We start from the raw sequence: 25,106 nt of genomic DNA, 5'->3' as shown, positions 1-25,106 counted from the left end.
GTCTCCCGAAGGGAGCCGCACCATGCGCGCAGCCGTACTGCACGAGATCGGCCAGGACAAACTCGAAGTACTCGACGACGTCGAGGCCGTGGGCTTCGGCCCCGGCAAGGTGCGGATCCGGGTCAGGGCCACCGGCCTGTGCCACTCCGACGTGTCCGCCATGAGCGGCGTGCTCCCGCAGCCCGCGCCCTTCGTCCCCGGCCACGAGGGCGCCGGCGAGATCACCGACATCGGCGACGGCGTCACCGGACTGAGTGAGGGACAGCGGGTACTGCTGTGCTGGCTGCCCGCCTGCGGCAGCTGTCCCGCCTGCAAGCGCGGCCAGACCCAGCTCTGCCTGGCCGGCTTCATGAATGCCGGCACCCCCAACTTCAAGCGCCCCGGCGGTGACGTCTTCGGCTTCGCCGGGACCGGCACCTTCGCCGAGGAGGTCGTCGTCGACGCGGGCTGCGCCGTCCCCATCCCCGACGACGTGCCCTTCGACATCGCCGCGCTCATCGGCTGCGGCGTGACCACGGGACTCGGTGCGGCCATCAACACCGCCAAGGTGGAGGCCGGTTCGTCGGTCGCCGTCATCGGCTGCGGCGGCGTCGGCATCTCCGCGATCCAGGGCGCCAAGCTCCAGGGCGCCGCCGAGATCGTCGCCGTCGACCCCGTCGAGTCCCGGCGCGAGGCCGCGCTGCGCTTCGGTGCCACCGAGGCCGTCGCACCCGACGCGCTCGCCGACGCCAAGCAGCGGGTCACCGGTGGCGAGGGCTTCGACTACGTCTTCGAGGTCGTCGGCAAGTCCGCCACCGCCCGCACCGCCTACGAGAACACCCGGCGCGGCGGCACCCTGTGCGTCGTAGGCGCGGGCGCCCTCGACGACCACCTCCAGCTCAACATGTTCGAGCTCTTCTTCGACGAGAAGCGGATCCTGCCGTCGATGTACGGGGGCGGGGACGTGCTCCGCTCGTACGAACGCGCCATCGCGCTCTGGCGGGCCGGCCGCATCGACCTGGAGTCCCTGATCACGCACCGGGTGCCGCTGGCGGGGATCAACGAGGCGCTGGAGCAGATGCGCACGGGTGTCGCCCTGCGTACGTGCATAGAGATCTGAGGACTGGATCCAATATCCAATGTCCAGTATCCGATATCCAGTATCCGGTATTCGCATATTGGATCCGAGCTGAGAGGACTGCGATGACTCTGCCCCTGGAGGGCCTGAGCGCGATCGTCACCGGCGCGGGCCGCGGCCTCGGCCGCGCCGAGGCCCTGGAACTCGCCCGGCTGGGCGCGGCCGTGGTCGTCAACGACTACGGCCAGCCCGGCCGCGACGGCTCGGGCGAGGCGTCCGCAACCCCGGCGGAGGAGGTCGTCGACGAGATCCGCGCGTCCGGCGGCCGGGCGGTCGCGCACCTCGGCGACATCGCCGACTTCGAGACCGCCCGCGGCCTCGTCGACCTGGCCGTGGCCGAGTTCGGGAAGCTGGACATCCTCGTGAACAACGCGGGCATCCTGCGCGACCGGATGGTCTTCTCGATGAGCGAGGACGAGTGGGACGCGGTCATCCGGGTCCACCTCAAGGGCCACTTCAACACCACCCACTTCGCCGCCGTGCACTGGCGCGGCCGGGCCAAGGCGGGCGAGGACGGTGTCTACGGCCGGATCGTCAACACCTCGTCCGAGGCCTTCCTCGCCGGTTCGGCCGGACAGCCCAACTACGCGGCGGCCAAGGGCGGCATCGTCGGCCTGACCACCTCCACCGCGCTCGCCCTCGCCAAGTACGGCGTCACCGCGAACGCCATCTGCCCGCGGGCCCGCACCCGGATGACCGAGGACGTCTTCGCCGGCTTCGCCGAGCCGACGGCGGCGGACGAGCTCGACCCGCTGTCGCCGGAGCACGTGGCGCCGCTCGTCGGCTACCTCGCCTCCCCGGCGGCCGCCGCCGTCAACGGCCAGCTGCTCGTCGTCCACGGCGGGATGGTGGCGATCGTGGACCGGCCGAAGGTGGCCGCGAAGTTCGACACGGCGAAGGACGTCTTCACGTACGAGGAGCTGGACGGGCTGCTCACCCCGCACTACGCCGCCCGCCCGGCGGGCGAGACCTTCGCGGCGGCGGAGGTGCTGGGCTTGAAGAAGGGCTGAAGAGCGACTCGCAGCAGGAGCTGACCGCACGGGGGTGTGGTGGGGGAACGCGAACGGCCCCCGGGGAGACCCGGGGGCCGTTCGCCTGCTCACTGCGCGTCGGGCTCGCGGCGGTGGCGGCCGTGCGGCGAGGACGTGGAGTCCTCCGCGGGCGCGGTCGGACCCCGGTGCCTGCCCGAGCCGTTCTGCTCCTGCGCGTCCGTGTTGCTCATGGTGGAACTCACCCCGTAGAAATCGTTCTTGCTGTGCGGCCCGTGAGTCTAGCCAGCGGGCTTTCGGTCCGTCAGAGGTGCCTGCTGCAACGGCACGGGCCGGCACACCTTCGGCTCCACCACGACCGCCACCGGCTCCGGTGCGGGGCAGTCGGCGGGCTCCTCGAGGCCCGCGAGCCCGCACGGCGCCCCCGCCGTCGCGTACGGCAGTCGCAGCACCCCCTCGGCCGTCCACAGGCCCGCGCCGGCCAGCCAGCCCGCGGGGGCGGCCAGCTGGTGCATCCGGCGCGAGGAGGGACGCCACATCCCCACCCAGCTGCCGCCCGCCGCGTCGATCCGCAGCGCCACGCCGCAGCTCTCCGGCATCAGCACCTGCCCCGGCTGCACCGCGAACGGCGTGACCGCCGCGTCGTCCAGGCGCAGACAGTCGGGGAACCGCACCGGCAGCAGGCTCCCCAGGACCCCCCAGCCCAGGCGCTCGTGGCCCGGCGAGGGTGCGTCGGAGCGGATCAGCAGCAGCCCGCTGTCCGGGTCGGCGAGGAGCAGCCGGTCGTTGCTCTCCTCGGTGATCTGCAGCAGCGGGGTCACCTCGCCGCCGCGCTCCAGGTCGACCGCGACCGCCTTCACGGGGCCGCCGCCCAGCTGCCGGTCGAGGGCCAGTATCCGCCCCGTACGGTCCAGCCAGACCCCGCCCGTGCAGCGGCCCTTCACCTCGGCCACCTGCTCGGGTCCGAAGGCCCCGCCCGCCACCAGCCACAGGGTGGTGGTGTCCGGGCCGACGCACATGGCGTACGCGCAGATGCCGTCCGGCGACGGCGGCAGGAGCACGAGCCGCTCGGAGCCGGGCGCCTCCACGGCGCCGAGAACCAGCTCGCCCGTCTCGGGGCCGGTCGGGTAGAGCAGGGAGAACGTGTGCCGGCGTCCGTCGACGCGGCGGCCCACCAGGACCCGCCCGTCCGCCAGCGGCAGCAGCAGCGCGCCGGGCTCCTCGGGCTGGGCGAGGGGGAGCGGCACGGCGTACGGCTCCGGGCCGTCCAGCGTCCAGCGCTCCACGTACAGCGCGTCCCCCGAACCGGCGAGCCGGGCCGCGTAGGCGCCGTTCGCCGTGATCGTGAACCGCCCGGGGCCGGCGGGCGTGGGCCACACGGCGTCACCGTCCCCCGCGGCCGTCTCGATGGCACAGGCTGTCATCGACTCGTCACCTCCGGCCACGAAGCTAGTTTTCGCACTTCCAGCCGAACAACACGAGCCACCTCACTTCACCCCAAAGGGTGGCGGTCTTCCCGTTCCGCTGAGCGGAGGGGGCGGGTTGTGCTGGTGGGGCGGGGGGTAGGTAAGGTAAGGCGACCCTAAGTGGAACCTTCGCGTCCGCCGTGGGTCAGCAGCGGGCTCCCGAGGTGCCGGTATCCGACACGCCCGGGGCCCGGCACCGCCCCCATCCCCGTACGCGTACAGGAGACCCCATGTCCCTCCGCCGCCGTGGCACCGCTGCCGCCGCACTCACCCTCGCCGCCGCGCTCACCCTCGCGGCCTGCGGAGGCGGTGACGGCTCCTCGGACAGCGCCAAGAGGGACGAGGGCGGAAAGAAGAAGGACGTCGCCACCGGCGGCAAGGACTTCGGCGACGCCGCCGCCAAGACCGCCGCCATGGGCACGGACGCGAAGACCGGGCAGTTCCCGCGCACCCTCACCCACGCCCTCGGCAAGACGGAGATCCCCGCCGCCCCCAAGCGCGTCGTCGTCCTCGACGTCGGCGAGCTCGACAACGTCGTCAGCCTCGGCATCAAGCCCGTCGGCTACGCCCCCTCCGAGGGCGACGACGGCATCCCCGGCTACCTCAAGAAGGACGCCGGCAGCCCCAAGTCCGTCGGCACCATCAACAACCTCAACCTGGAGGCGATCGCCAACCTCCAGCCCGACCTCATCCTCGGCAGCCAGCTGCGCGCCGCCGACAAGTACGACGAGCTGTCGAAGATCGCCCCCACCGTGTTCTCCATCCGCCCGGGATTCACCTGGAAGGAGAACTACCTCCTCAACGCCGCCGCCCTCGACAAGACCGACCAGGCGAAGTCGAAGCTGACCGCCTACGAGAACAAGGCCGAGCAGCTCGGCACGGACATCGGCCCCGACAAGCCGACCGTCTCCATGGTCCGCTACCTCCCGGGCAAGATCCGCCTCTACGCCAAGGCCTCGTTCATCGGCACCATCCTCGAGGACACCGGCCTGCCCCGGCCCGTGAACCAGCGGGTGAACGACCTCGCCGTCGAGGTCAGCCCGGAGAAGATCGACCAGGCCGACGGCGACTGGATCTTCACCGGCGTCTACGGAGACCCCAAGGCCACCAAGCGCGACACCGCCCAGGCCAACCCGCTGTGGAAGAACCTCAGGGCCGTCAAGGCCGGCCAGGCCAAGGACGTCCCGGACGAGACCTGGTACCTCGGCCTCGGCGTCACCGCGGCGAACAGCGTGCTCGACGACCTGCGCGCGGACCTCGTGAAGAAGTAGCCCGCAGGCCCGGTGGACGGGACGCCGGGGGATCGCGCCCCACGGCTTCCGGCCCCCACCGCGCCGAGCGGGCGCCCGGGGTTATCCACAGGTCAGGGCGGCGGGGCACGGAGGACAGGTAGCCTTTCCTCCGTGCCCCCCCGTCTGTCTGAAGTCATCGCCGAGCTCGACGCCCTGTGGCCGCCCGAGCGGGCCGAGCAGTGGGACGCCGTCGGCACCGTCTGCGGCGACCCCGACACCGAGGTCAGCCGCGTCCTCTTCGCCGTCGACCCCGTCCAGGAGATCGCCGACGAGGCCATCCGCCTCGGCGCCGACCTCATCGTCACCCACCACCCGCTCTATCTGCGCGGTACGACGACCGTCGCGGCCTCCCACTTCAAGGGCCGGGTCGTGCACACCCTGATCAAGCACGACATCGCCCTCCACGTGGCCCACACCAACGCCGACACCGCCGACCCCGGCGTCTCCGACGCCCTGGCCGGCGCGCTCGACCTGCGGGTCACCGGACCGCTCGTCCCCGAGAACAACCTCGGCCGGATCTGCGAGTTCGACCACCCCGAGACCCTCGCCGAGTTCGCCGCCCGCGCCGCCAAGCGGCTGCCCGCCACCGCGCAGGGCATCCGGGTGGCCGGCGACCCCGACATGCTGTTGCACCGGGTCGCCGTCAGCGGCGGCTCCGGCGACAGCCTCTTCGACGCCGTACGGGCCGCGGGCGTGGACGCCTTCCTCACCGCCGACCTGCGCCACCACCCCGTATCCGAGGCGACGCAGCACTCGCCCCTGGGGCTGGTCGACGCCGCGCACTGGGCCACCGAATGGCCCTGGTGCGAGCAGGCCGCCGCCCAGCTCGACACGATCTCCGACCGCCACGGGTGGGGCCTCCGCGTCCACGTCTCGACGACGGTCACCGACCCCTGGTCCTCCCACCACACCTCTTCTGGAGCCCCCAACTGAACGCCGCGCCCGCCGACCAGATCCGACTCCTCGACGTCCAGGCCCTGGACGTGCGTCTCCAGCAGCTCGCGCACAAGCGCAGGTCGCTGCCCGAGCACGCCGAGATCGAATCGCTGAACAAGGACCTCACCCAGCTGCGCGACCTGCTCGTCGCCGCGCAGACCGAGGAGAGCGACTGCGCCCGCGAGCAGACCAAGGCGGAGCAGGACGTCGACCAGGTGCGCCAGCGCGCCGCCCGCGACCAGCAGCGCCTCGACTCCGGCGCGGTCTCCTCCCCGAAGGACCTGGAGAACCTCCAGCGCGAGATCACCTCGCTCGCCAAGCGCCAGGGCGACCTCGAGGAGATCGTCCTGGAGGTCATGGAGCGCCGCGAGTCCGCCCAGGAGCGGGTCGCCGAGCTCACCGACCGGGTCGCCGCCGTCCAGGCCAAGACCGACGACGCCACCGGCCGCCGGGACGCCGCCCAGGCCGAGCTCGACGCCGAGAGCGCCTCGGTCGCCAAGGAGCGCGAGCTGGTCGCCGGCTCCGTCCCGGCCGACCTGATGAAGCTCTACGAGAAGCTGCGCGAGCAGCAGGGCGGGGTCGGCGCGGCGCGGCTGTACCAGCGCAAGTGCGAGGGCTGCCACATCGAGCTGAACATCACGGAGCTCAACGAGGTCCGCGCGGCCGCCGCTGACACCGTGCTGCGCTGCGAGAACTGCCGCCGGATCCTGGTCCGTACGTCGGAGTCCGGTCTGTAATGACACCCGGCGGTGGCGGTGCGGTCCGCGAGGTGATCGTCGAGGCCGACGGGGGCTCCCGGGGCAACCCGGGTCCCGCCGGTTACGGCGCGGTGGTCCTGGACCCGGCGACGGGGGAGACGCTGGCGGAGCGCGCCGAGTTCATCGGCGTCGCCACGAACAACGTCGCCGAGTACAAGGGCCTGGTGGCCGGTCTTGCGGCGGCCCGGGAGCTGTTCCCGGACGCCACGGTCCACGTCCGCATGGACTCCAAGCTGGTCGTCGAGCAGATGTCCGGCCGCTGGAAGATCAAGCACCCCGACATGAAGCCGCTGGCCGCCGAGGCCGCCCGCGTCTTCCCGCCGGGCCGGGTCCGCTACGAGTGGATCCCGCGCGAACGCAACAAACACGCGGACCGGCTCGCCAACGAGGCGATGGACGCGGGCCGCCGGGGCGAGCAGTGGTCCCCGTCCGCCTCCGACGCCGCAGCGGCCCGCAACGCCGCCGCCACGACCCTCCTCGCCCCCTCCGGCCCGCCCGGCGACGCGACGGCGGGCGCGGCGCGAGCGAGGGCCGCCCTGGGGACCACCCGCCCGGAGCGGGCCGGTGAGCCCGAGCCCGAGGCCCTGTTCGAGCCGGACGAGAGCTTGGCCGCCCAGGCCCGCGCGTCGCTGGCCACGGCGGCGACGGCGGACCGGGCGACGGCGGACCGCGAGGCCGCGGGCCGCGACGCGGCCGAGCGCGCTGTGGCGACAGGCGACTTCGAGGCGGAGGCGGCCCACCCCGCCGCACCCAGGACGAAGGAGAAGGCCGAGGCGCAGGCCGACGCCCAAGCCCACGCCCGGCCCCAGACCGAGACCCGGCCCCAGGCTCCCGTCGCGCCGGGCTGGGCCGGGCCCGACATGGGGGCGCCGGCGACCTTCGTGCTGCTCAGGCACGGGGAGACGGCGCTCACGCCCGAGAAGCGGTTCTCCGGCAGCGGCGGCGGTGACCCCGAACTGTCGGCGGCCGGCCGCCGACAGGCCGAGGCCGTGGCCGCCGCGCTCGCCGCGCGCGGCACGATCCAGGAGATCGTCAGCTCGCCGCTCACCCGGTGCCGCCAGACCGCCGAGGCCGTCGCCACCCGCCTGGGCCTTGATGTGCGGATCGAGAACGGCCTGCGCGAGACCGACTTCGGCGCCTGGGAGGGCCTGACCTTCGCCGAGGTCCGCGAACGCCACAAGGACGACCTCGACGCCTGGCTCGCCTCCCCGAAGGCCGCCCCGACCGGCGGCGGCGAGAGCTTCGCGACCGTCGCCCGCCGCGTGGCCGCCACCCGCGACCGCCTCACCGCCGCCTACGCGGGCCGGACCGTCCTGCTCGTCACGCACGTGACCCCCATCAAGACCCTGATCCGGCTCGCCCTCGGCGCCCCGCCGGAGTCGCTGTTCCGGATGGAGCTGTCGGCGGCGTCGATCTCGGCGGTGGCCTACTACGCGGACGGCAACGCGTCCGTACGACTCCTCAACGACACCTCGCACTTGAGGTGAGCGGGCGGCGGTAGGGAGGAGCCGGGCGGTGCGCGGGGTGGTGCGCGGGCGGTGCGGGCCGGAAAACGACTGGACCCGTCCCCCGTCCCGTACCACCATCGCCGGCATGAGCTGGCACTTCACCGAGGACCCCGAGGCGTTCCGTGCCGCCGTACGGAACCACCTGGCCGCCGCCCCGGCCCGTCACACCGCGCTGCTGACCCAGCTCGACGTACCCGGACTGCGCGGCTGGTGGGCGGAGCCGGGGGAAGTCCGGGCGACGGGCGCGTTCCTCGTCTCGCCGCCCGGGGTGCCGCTGCTCGGCGTCATGCCGGACAGCGCCGCGCGGGAGCTGGCCAGGGCGCTGCCCGGGGTGCTGTCGGGAGCGGCCGAAGTGACGGGCGTACGGGGCGAGTCCGGGACCGTGGAGGCGTTCGCCGCGGCGTTCGGGCAGGCCCAGGGCAGGTCGTGGCGGACCACGCGCCGGATGCGGCTCTACCGGCTGGGAGACCTCACTCCGCCTGACCCCGCACCGCCGGGCCGCCCGCGCCTGGCGGTCCGGGCGGACCTGCCGCTCGCGGTCGGGTGGATGCGGGAGTTCGCGCGGGACGTCGGCGAGGACCCCGACGCCGACTACACGGCGAACGTCGCGGCCCGCGTCGCCGACGGCCGACTGCACCTGTGGGAGGCGGACGACCGGCCCGTCGCGATGGCCTCGGTCTCCCGTACGGTCGCCGGCCAGGCCCGCGTCTCGCCCGTCTACACCCCGCCCGCCCACCGCGCCCGCGGCTACGGCGGCGCCGTCACGTGCGCGGTCAGCCGGGCCGCCGTCGAGGCGGGCGCCGAACAGGTGCTGCTGTTCACCGACTTGGCGAATCGGACAAGCAACTCCTTGTACCAGCACATGGGTTACCGACCGGTGACCGATCATGCCGCTGTCGAGTTCGGGATGCAGGTCTAACCTGCTGGCATGCGTACTGTCATCACGGTCCACGCGGAGGGTGAAGGGGCGGACGGCGCCCACGAGTTACGGCGCTGGCTGAGCGCCGAACCCGCGCTGCGCGGCCGGATCCGCGCCGGCGCCGACGAGGCGGTGCCGGAACCGGGGGCGATGGGCGTCGGGGCGGACGCCCTGCTCGCGCTCCTCGCGCCCGGCGGGGTCGCGGCCGTCTTCGCGGGGGCGGTCGTCGCCTGGGCGCAGACCCGTCGGGGCAGCCAGACCATCACGATCACCCGCCCCGACGGCACCGAGATCACCATCGCCAGCGACCACGTCCGCGGCCTCGACGCCCGCCAGTCCGCCGACCTGGCCCGCACCCTGGCCGCCGAACTCTCCCGGCCGGCCGCGGAAACCCGGCCGGGGGCCGAGCCCGGCACCGGCGGCGCCGACGGCGCGGGGGGAGCCGCGGGCGCCGGCTCCGGCACGGCGTCCGGCGCAGGAGCGGGGGCAGCCGCAGCGGGTGCGGTCGCCGGCACTCTTCGAGGCGCCGGCGTTGGCGCAGACACGGCCACCGCGGACACGGCCACCACGGACGGCGCCGCCGCTGCCGCAGCCTCGGCCGCCGCCGGCGTCGACGGAGCCACCACCACCGGCCCAGGCGCAGCCGACGATGCGGAAACCGGCGACGGCACGACCGCCCGTCGATGACCGCCGCACTCGCCGCCGGCGGCGCACGGGCCGTTCTCATCGGCACCGGCCACCACGCCGACGGCTCCACGCTGCCCGCGCTGCCTTCCGTCGACACCACCCTCGACGACCTCCAGCGCGCCCTCCACGAAATCTGCGGCATGGCGCCCGAGCAGGTGCACCGCGTCCCCGCCGACGCGGGCCAGGAGGAGGTCGTCGCCGCCGTCGAGCGAGCCGTCGCCGAGGCGACCGGACCGCTGCTGCTCGTCTACACGGGCCACGGCCTGCTGGGCCCCGCCGACGAGCTGTACCTCGCCACCCGCGGCAGCCGCGGCCCGAGCACCGTCGCCGGCGCCGTGCCGTACCGCACCCTCAAGGGGCTGCTCGGCACCGCAGCCGCGGGCAGCGCCGTCGTCCTCGACTGCTGCTTCTCCGGCCTGGCCGCGGTCCCCGCCCCCGGACCTGCGGCGCTCGACCCCTTCCGCGACGGGCGCCCGAGCGGCAGCTTCCTGCTCAGCTCCGCCTCGTACTTCGCGCTCTCGTACGCCCCCGAGGGCGAGCGCCACACCCTGTTCGGCGGCCGGCTCCTCGGCCTCCTGGAGCGCGGCGACCCTGCCGGCCCGCGCCTGCTGACCCTGGACCACGTGGCCGCCGCGCTGCAACGGAGCCTCGAAGGCGAGCTCGCGCAGCCGCACCCGCAGAGCGACGGGACGCTGGGGCGGCTCGTCGTGGCCCCTAACCGCGCCTACCGGACCGGCTCCGCGCCGACCGCCGAACCGCCGGCCGACGTGCCGTGCCCGTACCCCGGACTGGAATCCTTCCGCGCCGAGGACAGCGGCTACTTCCACGGCCGCGACCTCCTCACCGCCCGACTCCTCGCCGCCGTCGAGGGCGACGGGCGGGGCGGCGGGCAGGGCGACGGGCAGGGCTCCCGGGGCGACGGGCAGGGCGACGGGCAGGGCTCCCGGGGCGACGGCGAGGCGGCGGCGCCCGCGCCTCCGCTCGTCCTGGTCGGCGACTCCGGCGTCGGCAAGTCCTCCCTCCTGCGCGCCGGCCTCCTCGCCCGTCTCGGCGACGACCGCCCCGCGCTCCTGCTCCCCGCCCCCGGACCGCACCCGCTGCGGGCCCTGGCCGCCCTCTGGGCCCGGGCGACCGGGCGCGAGGAGGCGGAGGTCACGGGGGAACTGGCCGAGGGCCGCTTCCCGGCGCCGCTGCCCGGGCGGCGGCCCTGCGCATTGCTCGCCGTGGACCAGTTCGAGGAGGTGTTCACGCGCTGCGAGGACGCCGACGAACGTGCCCGGTTCATCGGGCTGCTCACCGGCGGGGCCGGCCGGCCGCGCGTCGTCCTCGGTCTGCGCGCCGACCACTACGGCAGCTGCCTCGACCACCCGGGTCTCGAATCCGCCCTGGCCGCAGGGCAGTTGAACGTACCGCCCATGTCCGAGGACGACCTCCGCTCCGCCGTCGAACGCCCCGCAGCGGCCGCCGGGCTCACGCTCCAGGACGGCCTCGCCGACCGGCTGCTGCACGACCTGCGGCAGGGCGGCGGCACCCGGGACGCCCTGCCCTTCCTCGCCCACGCCCTGCGCGAGACCTGGCTGCGCCGCAGCGGCGCCGTCCTCACCCTCGCCGGATACGAGGAGACGGGCGGCATCTGGAAGTCGGTCACCACGACCATGGACGAGCTGTACGCGTCCCTCGACGAGCCCGGCCGCGAGGACCTGCGCGACCTGCTCCTCGCCATGGTGCACGTCACCGCCGTCGACGGCTCCGCCGACCCCGTACGCCGCCGGATCCCCACCACCGGCCCCGACGCCCCGACCGCGCTCCTCGACCGGCTGGCCGCCGCCCGCCTCGTCACCCTGGACCAGGACACCGCCCAGATCGCCCACGAGGCACTGCTGCGCGCCTGGGCCCCGCTGGGCGAGTGGATCGAAGCCGACCGCGTCGAGCTGGTACTGCGCCGCCAGGTCGAAGAGGCCGCCGACCGCTGGCAAGCGGCCGGCCGCGACCCCTCGTACCTCTACCAGGGCTCCCAGCTCGCCAGCGTCCAGCTGCTGGCCGGCAGGCTCCGGCGGCCGGTCGACACCGAATTCCTCGACGCCGGCCGGGCGGCCGCCGGCGCCGTGCGCGCCCGCGAACTGCGCCGCACCAGGCGTCTGCAGGGCGCCCTCGTCGCCGTGGCACTGGCCCTGTGCGCGACCCTGGTCGCCGTCTACAGCGCCGTCCAGCAGCGGGCCACGGCCGAGGAGCAGCGGCGCCTCGCGACCTACCGGGCCATGCGCGCGGAGGCCGTGAGCCTCGGCGCGACGGACCCGCGCACGGCCCTGCGCCTCGGCGTGGCCGCGTACCGGCTCCAGCCGACGGCGGAGGCGAGGAGCGCGCTCTTCGACACGCTCGCGCGGACGAACTTCGCGGGGCGGGTTCCGTTGGACGAGGGCAGCGCCTCCACCCGTGTCAACGTGTTCGGCCCCGGCGGACGGGTGCTGGCGGCCGATCATCCCAAGGACCGGACGAAGCTGCGGCTGTGGAACGTCGCGGAGGCAGGAGCCCCGCCCCCGCCGGTGGAGTTCACGCCGTGCGAGGGCAAGGCCGAGGACAAGGCCGAGGACAAGGCCGACGTGGAGGCCGTCGCCTTCAGCCCCGACGGCCGCATCCTCGCCACGAGCTGCGAGGACGGGGCGATCGGCCTGTGGAGCCTGGCCCGTGGCCTCGCGGACGTGCCGGACCGGATCAGCGCTCTGCGCCTGCCGAAGCAGCCGGGCTCGGCCGAGGCGGTCCGCTTCAGCGCGGACGGGCGGACTCTGGGGGCCGTCGGGTGGTGGCGCGGCAACCGCCAGTTCGGGTCCCTCGCGCTGTGGGACGTACGGGACCGGGCGAAGCCGCGGCTGCGGGCCGTACGCGAAGGTGTCTACGACTGCGCGGAGCTGGAGTTCGGACCGGACGGGCGGACGCTGACCACGGCCACGGGGCTGGTCGTCTTCGGATCGGATCCACCGCAGGCGGACACGATCGTGCACACGTCGGGGGCGACCCTGTGGGACCTCGCGGATCCGGCGCGCCCGAAGGCGGTGAAGCGGTTCGAGCGCATGCAGGAGAGCATCGCCTACCGGCCCGACGGGCGACTCCTCGCGCTGGCGAACACGCACGAGATCACCCTGTGGGACATCGCCACTCCGGCCCGGCCCCGGGCCGTGCGGAGCTGGTCGGGTGCCAAGAACGACGTGGACGCCATGCTGTTCCGGCAGGACGGCAAGGTGCTGGCGACCGGCGGCGGGGACGACACGGCCGTCCTCTGGAACGTCGTGGACCCTGCCCGGCCGACCCGGGCGCTCACCCTCGACGGGCACAAGTGGTCCGTGGACGGCCTCGCCTTCAGCGCCGACGCCCGGGAACTCGTCAGTTACGGGTGGGGCGAGGTGATCCGCTGGAAGGCGACCGACCGCTCGGGCCCCACGGTCGTCGGGGCGTTCGACGGCGCGAACTCGGTCAAGAGCTTCGACGTCAGCCCCGACGGACGGCTCGTGGCGACGGGCGGTTTCGAGGAGCGGGTCGACCTGTGGGACTTCGGCGAGCCCCGACGGCCGCGCCGGATCGCCTCTCTGCCCGGTCACACGGCAGGGGTTCAGGCCCTCGCCTTCGGCAACGGAGGCCGGGCACTGGTCAGTGGCGACGACGAGGGGAACATCCTCTTCTGGGATCTGACCGACCGGACGAGACCGCGCCGAGTGGCGCGTCTCCATCGCCCGGAACCCGTCGCGCAGCTGGCCTTCTCCCCGCTCGGGACGACGGTGGTGTCGGTCGAGGGCGTGTGGTTGAAGGGGACGGCCCGGTTCTGGGACGTCACGGACCTGTCGAAGCCCAAGGAGGCGGGCTCTACTGCCCACGCGGGTCTGCACGCCCCGCCTCGGTTCCGGGACGACGGGAAGGCGCTGGCGTTGGCGGGTGAGCTCGGCACCTTCCTGTGGGACCTGAATCCCGACTCGAAGATGGTCGAACTGCCCACGGGCCACTCACCCGTCGCCTTCTCGCGGGACGGGCGTTGGCTCGCGACGGGGTACCCCTCCGACAACACGGGCGTCGTCCTCTGGAACGTCGAGGACCTCCACCACCCGCGCAGGGCAGGAGCCGCTCCGGGGAGTGACGGAGGGCTGTTGAACGTGGAGTTCCATCCGCAGGGCAACCTTCTCGCCAGTGCGAATCAGCAAGGCGACTTCACCCTCTGGGCGGTCGGCGAGCGTCGCCTCCCGCACCGGGTCGGCGTCCTCGACGATCACGACGAGACCGCGCAGTTCGCCCGGTTCACCCCTGACGGCCGCCACCTCCTCACCACCGACTGGAGCAGCCTCTACGTCTGGGACCTCGACGACTTCCCCGAGCTGAGCGCCGACCCCGTCGGCCGTGCCTGCACCGTCGCCGGGGGCGGCCTGACGGAGGAGGAGTGGAGCAGGTACGCGCCGGGTCTCCGCTACGAGCGGACCTGCGGCGCCTCCTGACACCAGGCCGCGGACGCCGCCGCCTCCCGCTGCCGCCAGCCCCGCTGCCTCCCGCTAGGCCGCCAGCCCGCTGCCTCCCACTAGGCCGCCAGCCCGCCGCCTCCCGCTAGGCCGCCAGCGCCGCCGCCTCCCGGGCCAGCGACTCGACCCGCCGCCAGTCGCGGGCCGCGAGTGCGTCGGCCGGGAGCATCCACGTACCGCCGACGCAGGCGACGTTGGGGAGGGCGAGGTAGGAGGGGGCGGAGGCGAGGGAGATGCCGCCGGTCGGGCAGAAGCGGGCCTGGGGGAGGGGGCCCGAGAGGGACTTGAGGTACGGGACGCCGCCGGCGGGCTCCGCGGGGAAGAACTTCATGTCCGTCACCCCGCGTTCGAGCAGTGCCACGACCTCCGAGGTCGTCGACACCCCCGGCAGGAACGCCACGCCCGAGCCGCGCATCGCCTCCAGGAGGCCGTCCGTCCAGCCGGGGCTGACGAGGAAGCGGGCCCCCGCGCCCACCGCGTCGGCGACGCCCGCCGGGGAGACGACCGTCCCCGCGCCGACGACCGCGTCCGGGACCTCCGCCGCGATCGCGCGGATCGCGTCGAGCGCGGCCGGGGTGCGCAGGGTCACCTCGATCGCGGGGAGGCCGCCGGCGACCAGGGCGCGGGCCAGCGGTACGGCGTCGGCGGCGTCCTCGATCACGACGACGGGGACGACGGGGGCGGCGGGGGCAAGGTCGAGCACGCTCGTCATGGCCCCATCCTGCCGACGGCAAGCGGACCATGCAACGAGCGTTGCGCATGTTGCAACTCGACGGGTTCGGGGGCTCTAGTGGATCTCGTCCACCAACACGTCGAGCACCCCCGCCTTGGCGCCCTCCTCCACCGCGTAGCCCAGGTCCCGCAGCGCCCCGGCCAGTTCCTCCCGGCCCGCCGGCTCGGCACCCGACTCCAGGAGGCTCCGCACGATCCGCCCCTTCGTCGCCTTGTTGAAGTGGCTGACCACCTTGCGCGTCGGCGCGTGCAGCACCCGCACCGACGCCGTGCGCGCCGCGAGCTCGCCCTTCGGCTTCCACGCCGTCGCGTACGCCGACGAGCGCAGGTCCAGGACGAGCCCGTCACCGGCCGCCTCCGGCAGGACCGAGGCCATCGCCCCGCGCCAGTGCGCGCCCAGCGCCCCGAGGCCCGGCAGCTTCACGCCCATCGAGCAGCGGTACGACGGGATCCGGTCGCTCACCCGTACCGCACCCCACAGACCGGAGAAGACCAGCAGCGAGCGGTCCGCACGCTTCCGGGCGGCCGCGTCGAGCGTGGCCAGGCCCAGCGCGTCGTACAGGACGCCGGTGTAGATCTCCCCGGCGGGGCGGGCGCCGGCCGTGCGCAGCTCGACGTTCTTGGCGATCTCGCCGCGCAGGCCCTCGCTCAGGCCCAGCACCTCGCGCGCCTTCTCCTCGTCGGCGGCGCACAGCTCGACCAGCTCGTCGAGGACCGCCGCCCGCGCCCCGGCGAGCCCGGGCAGCGACAGCGACTCCGGCTTGAGCGGCGCCCCGCGCCCCGAGGAGGCCTTTCCTTCGGAGGGCGGCAACAGGACGAGCACGGCGGTTCTCCTTCGTACGTACGGGGGTGGGGGTGCGGCCCCAGGGGGCCAGCGTACGAGGTACGGGGCGGGGGCCCGGCCCACGAGGTGGCGAGGTGCCGCCCCCGTCGCCCCACGCCCCGCACGACATGCCGCCCTCGACCCGCACGACGTGCCGCCCCCCGCCGCCCGCCATACGCTCGGTCCATGCCCCGCCGCCACATCCACGTGACCGCCGCCGCCGACACTCCGCTGCGGGCCGCCCTGCGCGCAATGCGTACCAAGCTGGCGCTCCCCGACACCTTCCCGCCCGCCGTTCTCGCCGAGGCCGAGGCGGCGGCGAAGGCGCCGCACCTGCCCGAGTACGACGCCACCGACATCCCGTTCTTCACCATCGACCCGCCGACGTCCAAGGACCTCGACCAGGCCATGCACCTGGCCCGCCGCGCCGACGGCGGGTACCGGGTCCACTACGCCATCGCCGACGTCGGCGCGTTCGTCGCCCCCGGCGGGGCGATCGACGCCGAGGCCCACAAACGGGCGACGACCGTCTACCTCCCCGACGGGAAGGTGCCGCTGCACCCGGCCGTGCTCTCCGAGGGCGCCGCGAGCCTCCTGCCCGGCAACACCGCACCCGCCCTGCTGTGGCGCATCGACCTCGACGCCGAGGGGCGCACGGTCGCCACCGACGTACGCCGCGCCCTCGTCCGCAGCCTCACCAAGCTGAGCTACGCGAGCGCCCAGGCCCAGATCGACGCGGGCACCGCCGAGGAGCCGCTCGCCCTGCTGCCGCACGTCGGCCGGCTCCGCGAGGCGCTGGAGATCGAGCGGGGCGGCGTCTCCCTGGCGGTGCCCGAGCAGGAGGTCGTCGAGGCCGGCGGCTCGTACACGCTCGAATACCGCGCCCCGCTCCGCGTGGACGGCTGGAACGAGCAGATCTCGCTCCTCACCGGCATGGCCGCGGCCGATCTGATGACCGCCGCCGGCACCGGCATCCTGCGGACCCTGCCGCCCGCCCCGGACGGTTCGGTGGCCAGACTGCGCCACTCCGCGAAGGCCCTCGGCATCGACTGGCCGCACCACATGTCGTACGCGGAACTCATCCGCTCCCTCGACCCGGGCAACAGCCGGCACGCCGCCTTCCTCCAGGACGCCACCTCCCTCCTCCAAGGCTCCGCCTACACCCCCTTCACCGGCGGACACGTCCCCGAGCACGCGGTCCACGCCGCCATCGCCGACGAGTACACCCACTGCACGGCACCGCTGCGCCGTCTGGTCGACCGCTACACGGGCGAGCTGTGCCTGGCGGCCGTCGCCGGGACGGCGCCGCCCGAGTGGGTGCTGCGGGCGATGGACAAGCTGAACGCGGAGATGGGGGCGGGCATGAAGCTCGCCCGGAAGGCGGAACGGATGAGCGTCGACATCGTCGAGGCCGCCGTGATGAGCAACCGGATCGGCGAGACCTTCGACTCGGTCCTCATCGACAAGGAGGTCGTGCCGCACCTCGGCCTCGTCGGCATCGCGCACCTGGAGGAACCGGCCGTGATCGGCGTGGTGGTGCCCGACGGAGCGGAGCTGCCGCTGGGGGAGCACCTGCGGGTCAGGCTGACGCAGGCCGATCCGGGGCGGAAGGTCGTGCAGTTCGTGCCGGCGTGAGCGCGGTGGGCCCTGTCGACGCCGTGGGCGCGGTGGGCCCTGTCGACGCCGTGGGCGCCGCGGACGTCGTGGGTGTGGTGCGCGCCTTGAGCGCCTGGTAGAGGGCGCGGGCGTCGTCGGCGTGGAGACGGACCGTGCGTACGGGGCGGGGCGCGCCGAGCAGCCGGGGCGCCGGGACCGGCCCGGTGAGGTCCAGGGTGACGGAGGTCTGCGAGCCCACGGAGAGGTTCAGCTCGCCGTCCGCCTTCTGGTGCGAGAAGAGCAGCTCGTGACGTACGCCGGCGATCCGGTCGAGCGGGATGCGCACGTCGACGTGCGCCGCCTGCCGCACCCGCAGCGCGTCCGCGGTCAGGACGTGCGGGCGGGTCGCCGAGGCGGCGTGCAGGCCGAGGACGAACAGGACGGTGTACACGTCGAGGACGAGCACGACGGCGTGGACCACCGGCCAGTCGGCGAGCAGGTACGACATGCCGACGGACTCCACGACGCAGACGAAGGCGAAGCCGTACATCAGGGCGGCCTGATCCCGCGCGTGCCCGAACGCCCGCGCCTCCGGCCCGGCGACCCCGTGCGGCCGCCGCGCCACCCACCGCACCAGGCTCGTCATCAGCCGCATCTCATGCCCGACGAGCCGCCACACGGGCTCGGGCACGAGCGCCCGTACGGCCTGCCGAGCGGCGAGCCCGCGCCGCCGCAGCCGGAGAAAGGCGACGCCGTGCGCGAGCAGGAGCAGGCCCACGGCCGCCTCGGCGCCGGCGAGGACGGCCGGGGGTATCCGTACCCCGGCGACGAGACAGACGACGAGGACGAACTCGGCGGGGAGGAGGGCGTAGGCGGCGTACTTCATGGGGTGCGCTCCGATACGGGCCGGGGGCGTGGGTCATGGGGGTGTGGGCGGCGTGCGGGGCATGGGGGCGTGGGTGGGGCGCCGTCCGCGCGGTTCATCAGACCTGCTCCGATACGGGCCCCAGGCCGGACCCCGCACCGCGCCGCGCCTCACCTCACCCGGCCCGCTCCGCCACGAGCCGCAAGGCGTGCCGCAGGGCGGCGGCCTGGGCCGGGGCGAGGTCGCGGAAGAACACGTCGGCGAGCCCGCCCTCGGGCAGGCGCCCGCCCAGCTCGTCGGGCAGGCAGGCGGCGAGGAGCTCGGCCGCCTCCGTGACGCGCGGGTCGTCGGGGGCGGCGTCCGCGAGGGCGTCGAGCCGCTCGTACACCTCGGGGGCGTGCCCGGCCGCACCGCGCATCAGCTCCACCAGGCGGGCCCGGTCCTCCGCCGGGGCGACCGTGTCGATCAGGGCCAGCAGCTCCCGGTCCTTGACCGCCATCGGGGACGCCGGCGCGTCTCCCAGCTCGGCGAACAGCCCGGCCAGCCCCTTCGACACCGGCCCCTCGGCCGTAAGCCGCCCCTCTCGGGCCTGGGTGAGCAGCTCCGCGAGCCGGGCCCGCCGCTCGCGGATCAGCCGTTCCTGCCGCCCGAGGTCCTCGTCCAGCTCCTCCAGCACCTCGACGAGCTCCCGCCCGGCCTCGTCCGCGAGCACGTCCGCCACCTCGTCGAGCCCGAGCCCCAGCTCCGCCAGCCGCCGGATCCGCGCGAGCAGGACGGCGTCCCGGATGCCGTACTCCCGGTACCCGTTCGCCCGCCGCAGGGGCTCGGGCAGCAGCCCGAGCCGGTGGTAGTGCCGCACGGCCCGCGGGGTGACCCCGACGAGCGCGGCGATCTCGCCGATACGCATGGCCTCAGTAGAAACCCTGACGCTGCGACAAGGTCAAGCGGATCCCCGGCAAGGCGCGGATCATGTGCCACGGTCGAGGGAGCGACCCCGATCTCAGGGACGGCGGGTGCCCTCGATGTCCGACGATCACGACATGACCGCCATGCCGGTGAGTACCGCAGGTACGACCTCGCGCCCTTCGGCAAGACCCGCTCCCTCCCCGCCCCCTTCGGCTCCGACCTGGAGACCGCCGAATTCCTCCGAGCCGGCCGTCACGAAACGGCAGGTAGCATGGTCGGCACGGCAGACGAGCCGGGCGGGCGGCCGCGTGGGGATCCTCGGATCTCCCCGAGGAACGTCCGGGCTCCACAGGGCAAGGTGGTGGCTAACGGCCACCCGGGGTGACCCGCGGGACAGTGCCACAGAAAACAGACCGCCGGGGACCTCGGTCCTCGGTAAGGGTGAAACGGTGGTGTAAGAGACCACCAGCGCCTGAGGTGACTCAGGCGGCTAGGTAAACCCCACCCGGAGCAAGGTCAAAAGGGGACACCCCGGTGTCCCTGCGCGGACGATCGAGGGCTGCCCGCCCGAGTCCGCGGGTAGACCGCACGAGGCCGGCGGCAACGCCGGTCCTAGATGGATGGCCGTCACCCCGACGACCGCGAGGTCCCGGGGTACAGAACCCGGCGTACAGCCCGGCTCGTCTGTCCCTCAGGCCCCTGACCTGCGATATCGCAGGTCAGGGGCCTTTTCTCGTGGAATCGTGGGCGTCGCCTCACCCCGTTCCGTACCGGTTCAGACCGACCCTCGCCGCTACGAAGGTAGCCATGAAGGTAGCCACGTTGGGCGGCTTGGTGTGGGTGCTGGCTGGACCGGGGCCCTCCGCGTGATGCGTCTACGCCTAGGTGTCCTCTGTTGCGGTCCTGGGGCCGGTCGCACTGGGAATGTGGGCTTGGTGCCCGCCTGCCACTCCTCGACGGTGGGGCGAGGCAGGCTGACGATCCACTCGTCAAGGCGCTCGTCGAAGTGCTCGCTTCCGTTACGGACTTCGCGGGCCTTCAGTGGGGACGAGTCCTCCACCTCAAGAATCCTTCGTAGAAACGGACCTCGCTTCGTCCGCCACTCCAGGCCCTCATCGGTCCCTTTCGGGCTCTTTCCTGTGGCAGGCCACAGAGCCCGGGAGACCTTTCCCACGAAGGAAAGGAAGTCCTCGAAGCAGACCCAGGCGGCTGGTGGCACCGGAGTGGTCTGCGCATAGCCAATGAGGGCGTTCAGGGCTGCCAGAGCGTAGTGAGTATCGCGGGCCAGCCACGTCAAATACACCCGCTGTGCCCATGGGTCATCGGATATGTCGTTGCTCACGGGCGCCAGTGTGCCGCAGGTGGTCTACCGGCTGGGGGCCGGTTTCAGAGGTATGGCTTGGACGCCAGAGAAGCATGAGGAAGTCGGAGGCTTCCGATGTCTGCCGGTCCCGGGGCCGAGCTTCGGTGGTGCCTCACGGGTGGAGGCAGCCTCGGTGTGGGGAAACAGGATGCGTCGTGCTTCCGCGAGGTTCGCCGCGAAGCCGTGCGGTTCCCATAGATGGCCGTTCCACCGCTGGATCGCCCGGGGAGCATCGGGGTTCAGATGCGATGCCCTCGGGCCGTCGCCGGTGACGAGGGGTACGGCGCGGAGCTGCCCGATCCTCGCATCGCGACGCTCGGCCCACTGGGAGAGCGGTTCGTCGTCCATGTCCGGAGCGTAGTGGGTCAGGTGATCCGGTGTTCCCAGCGCAGGGAGGGCGCCTGGTCAATCCAGTACCGGTGGGACGTGGGCGTCACGTGGAGCCGTACGGAGTCGATCTCCGGCGCCCCGGTGCCCTGCCAGGCGACGAGGGAACGTTCCACGTCGTCCCACAGGGCCACCGGACCGCCTTGGCGGACGGTCCAGTTCTCGCCGTCGGCGAGGAACTCGGCGAACGACTCCTTCTCCGGATCGAACAGGTACCGCAAGGGCGGGCCGTCACAGCCCGTCGCGCGGACGAACTGAACGCCGGGCGCCGCCAACTGCGCAAGGAAGGCGGGCATCCACTCCTCCAGGACAAGAGGAGATACCTGAGTACGCCGCTCACTGTCCGCGTACGCGGTCCGGGCGGAGAGATCGCCAGCCGCGGGGGCCACTGCCTGGGCACGCGCCTGCATGAAGGAGGAGCGCCCGACGAACGAGCCCTCGGCGGTGCCGTCATCGCCGACGGTCAGTTTCGCGAGGCCGGTTCCCCACGGCCACGAGCCGACCGTGCCGAGGACGATACCTCCAGGGTTCGTCTGCCTGATCCAGGTGTATGGGATGCGGCGAACCGCGCAGGTGGCGATGACCCGGTCGTACGGTGCCCGGTGCGGGTGGCCGAGGAGCCCGTCGCCCGTCACCGTCCACGTCGAGAAGCCGACGGCTTCGAGAGCGGCATCGGCGCGTGCGGCCACCTGTGCGTCGACCTCGACCGTGGCGACGTTGTCCTCGCTGAGGTAGTGGCACATCAGGGCTGTGGAGTAGCCGGTGCCCGTTCCGATCTCCAGGACTCGGTGGCCCGTCGCGAGGTCCAGGGTCTCGATCATGCCGACGACGGTGGCCGGGTCGGTCGAGGAGGACGTGGGCACGCCCACGACGGGTCCGCCGGCCTGGTCGGCGGTGAGGTGGCCGTCGAGCTGGGTGGTGAGGGTGTCGACGCTGTATGCGATCTTCAGCCACTCGTCCGGATTCGTATCGTTGGCGGTGACGGGCCGCCAGGTCCGCCCCTCGTCCAGGAAGACTCCCGGGCGGAGGAACCGCTCGCGGGGGACGGACTCGATGGCCTCACGCAGCCAGGGGGATTTCAGGACCCCTTCATTCATGAGAATGGTCGCCATGCGGCGTCGCTCGGATGCCGGGTCGGTCATCGGCGGTCTCCTTGTGCGAGCAGGTCGGCGAAGGCAGCGGACATCGGGAGGCCAGTCTCGGTCTCCAGCCACCCCCACTGTCCGTTGGGATTCAGTTCCAGCCACCAGTAGGCCCCCGCCCGGTCGACCGCGAGGTCGAAGCTTCCCGATACCAGATCCAGCCGGTCCAGGTAGGCATGCAGTCCCTTGGCCACCCGGTCGGGAAGGTGCTCCACGGTGTAAGTCAGGGCGCTGTAGTCCTTGCGCCAGTCCAGGAGGTCGGAGTCGATACGTACGGCGAACGTGTGCCGGCCTACGAGCAGTACGCGAACGTCGGCGACTTTGTCCACGCGGGCCTGGAACAGGTGGGGCGCGACCCGAACGCTGTCGTCGATCTCGTCGGGGGTGACGGGGGCGGTCCATCCCGTCATCGGCACGCTGTCACGCGTGTAGGGGGTCCATCGCAGCGTCTTGAAGATCGCCTGCCCCTGAGCACGGACGAACTCGCGGGCCTCGTCCGGGTCGTTGGTGACAAGGGTGGGAGGGATGGTGAAGCCGAGTTGCTGGGCGAGAACGAGCTGCGCGGGCTTGTAGTCGGCTGCGGTAACACGCAGGGGGTGGTTGACCCAGAGAGGGCCGCCCAGGGCGAAGAGGGTGCCACCGAGTCCGTAGCGGACCTGCGCCGCCGCGAACCGGGAGTCGTCAGCGGACAGGTGGGGAAACGTGGGCCATTCCGGGCGGCGCCAGTACACCGACCGGACGTGGGACACATCAGCGGTTCTCGACGGGGTGCGTACCTGCCCGACCACCGGGGCCGGGCAGGTGCCGAACCGAGCCGAGACCGTGAGGTTCTCGCCGATGTCGGCGGGGTTGAACCGGACCACCGGCACATCTCGCCGGTTGAGTTCGGTGATCACCATGTCGGCGGTGATGTCGTCCGCCTCGGTGGCCACCAGAACCGGCCTCTCCTCGGTCATGGTCATCAGTCCTGCGTGCTGTCCTGATCGTGACCCTGGTCGTTCCGGGAGTCCGAGTTCGTCGTCGTGGAGGTCTCGGTGCCCGAGCTGGTGCCGTGCTTGCCCATCTCGACCACCTGCCCGACGCGGTCGCGGAACACCCCGAGCTGCGTCGTGGGGTCGATGGCGACCGTGGCGTGGGGTCGGCGGATGACCGTCGGGTAGGGCGCGAGTCGGCCCGCACCCCACGGCCGCGTGGGGGAGGGGAGTGCGACAGAGGTGGTCATGAGACTCCTTGGGTTGAAGGGTGTGGTGCGGGAATCCGTCTGCGCCAGGGGGCGCGGACGGTGATCTGCGGGCCGCGGCTCAGGGGCGAGCGGCCTGGATGTTGTCGGCCGCGGTCGTCCACTCGACTCCGGACGCGGGCCGGATGTGCGCGATGCGGACCGTGCCGTGGCTGTGGAGCTCGTGTGTGACGGCGACGAGCACACCCTCCCCACGCGAGGCGATGTCACGGACAACTGTGTCCAGGAGCGGGTGGTGCTCGTAGCCGTCGGAACCGACCGGGTTCACTCCTCCGGCTCCTGCCGGGCCTCGATGCGGCGCATGAACCTCTCCCAGCCGCCGGCCGCTCGCACCCGAAGAGCCCGGCTCGGCGCACCCGGCCGGGGCTCCGGCGGCGTGTACGTATGGCCACTGGCGCCAGAGTTCCTGCGGGGCAGTCCGGAGGTTGTCACTCGGTCGCTCCTCTCCGTGGTGGGAGCCGCCGGAGGGTCCTTCGACATCCGAGCGGCGTGTGACCAGTCAACGACGATCCGTTACCTTCTCCCAGAGCGGACCTCGCGCAATACCCGGGCGTTTTCCAGGCGTTGGCGCGTGGCGGGTATGAGTGCGTGAAAGGGTTCTCGTGAGGGGAGACCTATGACGTCGAGGCGAAGGCACTTTGCGGAACGACGCGCGGTCCGGGGTTACTCTCAGGAGGAATTCGCAGAAGTGCTCTCGGTGGCCGCGTCCACCGTGGTCCGTTGGGAAAGTGGTCGTGCCACCCCGCGTCCTCATCAACGGCCGAAGATCGCAGGGCTGTTGGGAGTGACCCTCCCCGAGCTGGAAGCCCTTCTCTCCGACGAACAGCCGGCTGAGACAGCCGGGCTCTCCGCTGCTCCACCCCTCCTCCATGGTGATGATGACGACATGAAGCGCCGCGAAGTCCTGGGTCTGCTCGCCGTTACGGGTGCGCTGGTCGCACTTCCCGATCCCGGTGATGCCGCCCGAGGGCGCGCAGCGTCGACGCTCTTGGAGACGGGGGACGCCTTGCATCGCAGCCTCTGGCAGGTCTACGCGCTATCGGACGCCAAGCATGTTGTCTTCCCTGCGGTGCGCGCACAGCTCGATGTGATGGCGAAGGGACTGACCGAGACCCGTACTGCTGTGGATCGGTCCCGATTGTGTCGGATGACGGCCGACCTCTACCAGCTCGTCGGCGAGCTGTTCTTCGACGCCAACCGGTACACCGACGCCGCGCAGTGCTACACATTGGCCGCCAACGCGGCCTACGCCGGTGGCGACCACGACCTGTGGGCCTGTGCCATGACGCGCCACGCGTACGTCGAGCTGTACGCGCGCCGCGCGCACGCTGCCCAGCCCTTGCTCGCGGCAGCTTTCCGCATCGCCCGGAGGGGCGACGACACTCTCTCCACCCGTCACTGGGTCGCGGCCGTCCAGGCGCAGGCGTACGCGGCCGTGGGCGATCTCGACGCGTGCAACCGGGCTCTTGACGAAGCTGAGAAAGTGCACGCCCTCGACAGCGCTCACTCCCACAATGGCGGCTGGCTCCGCTTCGACGGCTCCCGCCTGGCTGAGGAGAGAGGGGCCTGCTACCTCCAGCTGGGCCGCCCTGATCTCGCCGAGGAAGCGCTCACCGCAGCCCTTGCCCAACCCCTGTCCCTGCGTCGCCGAGCTGCTGTTCTGAGCGACCTTGCCGTGCTCGGGGCGCACAGGCGGGACATCGATCAGGTCGTGCACTACGCGGAGCAGGCACTCGGACTGGCCGACCGGTCGAATTCGGGATTCATCGGCAAGAAGCTGGACGGGCTTCGGGGGCGTCTTGCCCCGCTCATGTCCGATGACCGAGTCTCGACTCTTGATCACCGAATCGCGGCGCTGCCGCGCACCGCATGACGAGAGGGACA

Annotated in this window: 22 protein-coding genes, 1 other RNA gene and 1 pseudogene; 13 read left to right on the top strand and 11 right to left on the bottom strand. The window is 72.9% G+C overall.

The window, feature by feature from the left end; genetic code table 11:
• The first annotated feature begins 22 nt into the window (after nt 1-22).
• Both ACIGEZ_RS02650 and ACIGEZ_RS02645 read left to right on the top strand, forming a co-directional pair.
• Nucleotides 23-1,099, top strand: coding sequence for a Zn-dependent alcohol dehydrogenase (locus ACIGEZ_RS02650; RefSeq protein ID WP_399824885.1), 1,077 nt, complete (start codon nt 23-25; stop codon nt 1,097-1,099).
• A gap of 83 nt (nt 1,100-1,182) precedes the next feature.
• The gene (locus ACIGEZ_RS02645; protein WP_399824884.1) at nt 1,183-2,127 is read left to right on the top strand and encodes a 3-oxoacyl-ACP reductase; all 945 of its coding nucleotides are present in this window, start codon (nt 1,183-1,185) and stop codon (nt 2,125-2,127) included.
• 89 nt (nt 2,128-2,216) lie between these two features.
• Here ACIGEZ_RS02645 and ACIGEZ_RS02640 read toward each other — a convergent pair whose 3' ends face one another.
• On the bottom strand, nt 2,217-2,339 hold the full coding sequence (locus ACIGEZ_RS02640) for a hypothetical protein (RefSeq protein ID WP_399824882.1): 123 nt from the start codon (nt 2,337-2,339) through the stop codon (nt 2,217-2,219).
• Between the two features lie 48 nt (nt 2,340-2,387).
• Nucleotides 2,388-3,530, bottom strand: coding sequence for a hypothetical protein (locus tag ACIGEZ_RS02635; RefSeq protein ID WP_399824881.1), 1,143 nt, complete (start codon nt 3,528-3,530; stop codon nt 2,388-2,390).
• A gap of 272 nt (nt 3,531-3,802) precedes the next feature.
• Between ACIGEZ_RS02635 and ACIGEZ_RS02630 the strand changes: the two genes are divergently transcribed.
• The 7 genes from ACIGEZ_RS02630 to ACIGEZ_RS02600 all read left to right on the top strand — a co-directional run bounded on the left by ACIGEZ_RS02630 (nt 3,803) and on the right by ACIGEZ_RS02600 (nt 14,147).
• Nucleotides 3,803-4,843 (top strand): ABC transporter substrate-binding protein, encoded by a 1,041-nt coding sequence (locus tag ACIGEZ_RS02630; RefSeq protein WP_399824879.1) that lies wholly within the window; start codon nt 3,803-3,805, stop codon nt 4,841-4,843.
• A gap of 132 nt (nt 4,844-4,975) precedes the next feature.
• The gene (locus ACIGEZ_RS02625) at nt 4,976-5,797 is read left to right on the top strand and encodes a Nif3-like dinuclear metal center hexameric protein (RefSeq protein WP_399824878.1); all 822 of its coding nucleotides are present in this window, start codon (nt 4,976-4,978) and stop codon (nt 5,795-5,797) included.
• Nucleotides 5,794-6,537 carry a zinc ribbon domain-containing protein gene (locus ACIGEZ_RS02620; protein ID WP_399826183.1) on the top strand — a complete coding sequence of 248 codons (744 nt, stop codon included), beginning with the start codon at nt 5,794-5,796 and terminating at the stop codon, nt 6,535-6,537. The genes ACIGEZ_RS02625 and ACIGEZ_RS02620 overlap by 4 nt, the downstream gene beginning before the upstream one ends.
• Nucleotides 6,537-8,045 carry a bifunctional RNase H/acid phosphatase gene (locus tag ACIGEZ_RS02615; protein WP_399824876.1) on the top strand — a complete coding sequence of 503 codons (1,509 nt, stop codon included), beginning with the start codon at nt 6,537-6,539 and terminating at the stop codon, nt 8,043-8,045. The genes ACIGEZ_RS02620 and ACIGEZ_RS02615 overlap by 1 nt, the downstream gene beginning before the upstream one ends.
• Nucleotides 8,046-8,151: 106 nt before the next feature.
• Entirely contained in the window at nt 8,152-8,985 is an 834-nt protein-coding gene (locus ACIGEZ_RS02610) for a GNAT family N-acetyltransferase (RefSeq protein ID WP_399824875.1), read from the top strand.
• A gap of 9 nt (nt 8,986-8,994) precedes the next feature.
• A complete protein-coding gene (locus ACIGEZ_RS02605) occupies nt 8,995-9,672 on the top strand; it encodes a hypothetical protein (protein WP_399824874.1) in 678 nt (225 codons plus the stop codon).
• Complete coding sequence (locus tag ACIGEZ_RS02600; protein ID WP_399824872.1) at nt 9,669-14,147, top strand: hypothetical protein; 4,479 nt, start codon at nt 9,669-9,671, stop codon at nt 14,145-14,147. The genes ACIGEZ_RS02605 and ACIGEZ_RS02600 overlap by 4 nt, the downstream gene beginning before the upstream one ends.
• Nucleotides 14,148-14,253: 106 nt before the next feature.
• Here ACIGEZ_RS02600 and eda read toward each other — a convergent pair whose 3' ends face one another.
• On the bottom strand, nt 14,254-14,880 hold the full coding sequence (gene eda / locus ACIGEZ_RS02595; protein ID WP_399824870.1) for a bifunctional 4-hydroxy-2-oxoglutarate aldolase/2-dehydro-3-deoxy-phosphogluconate aldolase: 627 nt from the start codon (nt 14,878-14,880) through the stop codon (nt 14,254-14,256).
• A gap of 75 nt (nt 14,881-14,955) precedes the next feature.
• Entirely contained in the window at nt 14,956-15,723 is a 768-nt protein-coding gene (yaaA, locus tag ACIGEZ_RS02590; RefSeq protein WP_399824869.1) for a peroxide stress protein YaaA, read from the bottom strand.
• Nucleotides 15,724-15,909: 186 nt separating this feature from the next.
• Here yaaA and ACIGEZ_RS02585 point away from each other — a divergent pair, with 186 nt between their 5' ends.
• Entirely contained in the window at nt 15,910-17,358 is a 1,449-nt protein-coding gene (locus tag ACIGEZ_RS02585; protein WP_399824867.1) for an RNB domain-containing ribonuclease, read from the top strand.
• Here the strand turns inward: ACIGEZ_RS02585 and ACIGEZ_RS02580 are convergent.
• Nucleotides 17,303-18,205, bottom strand: a complete 903-nt coding sequence (locus tag ACIGEZ_RS02580; protein WP_399824865.1) for a hypothetical protein — start codon at nt 18,203-18,205, stop codon at nt 17,303-17,305. The two genes, ACIGEZ_RS02585 and ACIGEZ_RS02580, sit on opposite strands and share 56 nt — an antisense overlap.
• A 154-nt stretch (nt 18,206-18,359) precedes the next feature.
• Nucleotides 18,360-19,091: a MerR family transcriptional regulator gene (locus ACIGEZ_RS02575; protein WP_399824863.1), complete on the bottom strand. Its 732-nt coding sequence runs from the start codon at nt 19,089-19,091 to the stop codon at nt 18,360-18,362.
• A 287-nt stretch (nt 19,092-19,378) separates the two neighbouring features.
• Between ACIGEZ_RS02575 and rnpB the strand changes: the two genes are divergently transcribed.
• Nucleotides 19,379-19,777: RNase P RNA component class A (gene rnpB, locus ACIGEZ_RS02570), an RNA gene on the top strand.
• A gap of 679 nt (nt 19,778-20,456) precedes the next feature.
• On the opposite strand, the gene ACIGEZ_RS02565 is transcribed toward rnpB, so the two are convergent.
• The 5 genes from ACIGEZ_RS02565 to ACIGEZ_RS02545 form a co-directional block, all read right to left on the bottom strand.
• Nucleotides 20,457-20,801, bottom strand: coding sequence for a DUF6087 family protein (locus tag ACIGEZ_RS02565; protein ID WP_399824862.1), 345 nt, complete (start codon nt 20,799-20,801; stop codon nt 20,457-20,459).
• A 17-nt stretch (nt 20,802-20,818) separates the two neighbouring features.
• Nucleotides 20,819-21,982, bottom strand: coding sequence for an ATP-grasp peptide maturase system methyltransferase (gene tgmC / locus ACIGEZ_RS02560; protein WP_399824861.1), 1,164 nt, complete (start codon nt 21,980-21,982; stop codon nt 20,819-20,821).
• Nucleotides 21,979-22,938: an ATP-grasp ribosomal peptide maturase gene (gene tgmB, locus ACIGEZ_RS02555; protein ID WP_399824860.1), complete on the bottom strand. Its 960-nt coding sequence runs from the start codon at nt 22,936-22,938 to the stop codon at nt 21,979-21,981. The genes tgmC and tgmB overlap by 4 nt, the downstream gene beginning before the upstream one ends.
• Before the next feature lie 5 nt (nt 22,939-22,943).
• A complete protein-coding gene (gene tgmA / locus ACIGEZ_RS02550) occupies nt 22,944-23,204 on the bottom strand; it encodes a putative ATP-grasp-modified RiPP (RefSeq protein ID WP_351101981.1) in 261 nt (86 codons plus the stop codon).
• A 79-nt stretch (nt 23,205-23,283) separates the two neighbouring features.
• The gene (locus ACIGEZ_RS02545; protein ID WP_399824859.1) at nt 23,284-23,490 is read right to left on the bottom strand and encodes a hypothetical protein; all 207 of its coding nucleotides are present in this window, start codon (nt 23,488-23,490) and stop codon (nt 23,284-23,286) included.
• Between the two features lie 348 nt (nt 23,491-23,838).
• On the opposite strand from ACIGEZ_RS02545, the pseudogene ACIGEZ_RS02540 reads away from it, so the two are divergent.
• Nucleotides 23,839-23,973 (top strand): annotated as a pseudogene (locus tag ACIGEZ_RS02540) (helix-turn-helix domain-containing protein); the annotation flags it as partial.
• A gap of 135 nt (nt 23,974-24,108) precedes the next feature.
• A complete protein-coding gene (locus ACIGEZ_RS02535; RefSeq protein ID WP_399826180.1) occupies nt 24,109-25,095 on the top strand; it encodes a transcriptional regulator in 987 nt (328 codons plus the stop codon).
• Nucleotides 25,096-25,106: the final 11 nt, after the last annotated feature.

This window comes from Streptomyces sp. NPDC085481, from assembly GCF_044541845.1.
GTDB lineage: Bacteria > Actinomycetota > Actinomycetes > Streptomycetales > Streptomycetaceae > Streptomyces.
This window is presented reverse-complemented; position numbering and strand designations above follow the sequence as displayed.

Bases quoted from the DNA above. Each gene is read 5' to 3' on its own strand.
- tgmA (WP_351101981.1), bottom strand. From the start codon at position 23,204: ATGACCACCTCTGTCGCACTCCCCTCCCCCACGCGGCCGTGGGGTGCG.
- ACIGEZ_RS02650 (WP_399824885.1), top strand. From the start codon at position 23: ATGCGCGCAGCCGTACTGCACGAGATCGGCCAGGACAAACTCGAAGTA.
- tgmB (WP_399824860.1), bottom strand. From the start codon at position 22,938: ATGACCGAGGAGAGGCCGGTTCTGGTGGCCACCGAGGCGGACGACATC.
- ACIGEZ_RS02635 (WP_399824881.1), bottom strand. From the start codon at position 3,530: ATGACAGCCTGTGCCATCGAGACGGCCGCGGGGGACGGTGACGCCGTG.
- ACIGEZ_RS02580 (WP_399824865.1), bottom strand. From the start codon at position 18,205: ATGAAGTACGCCGCCTACGCCCTCCTCCCCGCCGAGTTCGTCCTCGTC.
- ACIGEZ_RS02585 (WP_399824867.1), top strand. From the start codon at position 15,910: ATGCCCCGCCGCCACATCCACGTGACCGCCGCCGCCGACACTCCGCTG.
- ACIGEZ_RS02575 (WP_399824863.1), bottom strand. From the start codon at position 19,091: ATGCGTATCGGCGAGATCGCCGCGCTCGTCGGGGTCACCCCGCGGGCC.
- ACIGEZ_RS02610 (WP_399824875.1), top strand. From the start codon at position 8,152: ATGAGCTGGCACTTCACCGAGGACCCCGAGGCGTTCCGTGCCGCCGTA.
- eda (WP_399824870.1), bottom strand. From the start codon at position 14,880: ATGACGAGCGTGCTCGACCTTGCCCCCGCCGCCCCCGTCGTCCCCGTC.
- tgmC (WP_399824861.1), bottom strand. From the start codon at position 21,982: ATGACCGACCCGGCATCCGAGCGACGCCGCATGGCGACCATTCTCATG.
- ACIGEZ_RS02605 (WP_399824874.1), top strand. From the start codon at position 8,995: ATGCGTACTGTCATCACGGTCCACGCGGAGGGTGAAGGGGCGGACGGC.
- ACIGEZ_RS02565 (WP_399824862.1), bottom strand. From the start codon at position 20,801: ATGGACGACGAACCGCTCTCCCAGTGGGCCGAGCGTCGCGATGCGAGG.
- ACIGEZ_RS02615 (WP_399824876.1), top strand. From the start codon at position 6,537: ATGACACCCGGCGGTGGCGGTGCGGTCCGCGAGGTGATCGTCGAGGCC.
- ACIGEZ_RS02630 (WP_399824879.1), top strand. From the start codon at position 3,803: ATGTCCCTCCGCCGCCGTGGCACCGCTGCCGCCGCACTCACCCTCGCC.
- ACIGEZ_RS02645 (WP_399824884.1), top strand. From the start codon at position 1,183: ATGACTCTGCCCCTGGAGGGCCTGAGCGCGATCGTCACCGGCGCGGGC.
- ACIGEZ_RS02600 (WP_399824872.1), top strand. From the start codon at position 9,669: ATGACCGCCGCACTCGCCGCCGGCGGCGCACGGGCCGTTCTCATCGGC.
- ACIGEZ_RS02535 (WP_399826180.1), top strand. From the start codon at position 24,109: ATGAAGCGCCGCGAAGTCCTGGGTCTGCTCGCCGTTACGGGTGCGCTG.
- ACIGEZ_RS02640 (WP_399824882.1), bottom strand. From the start codon at position 2,339: ATGAGCAACACGGACGCGCAGGAGCAGAACGGCTCGGGCAGGCACCGG.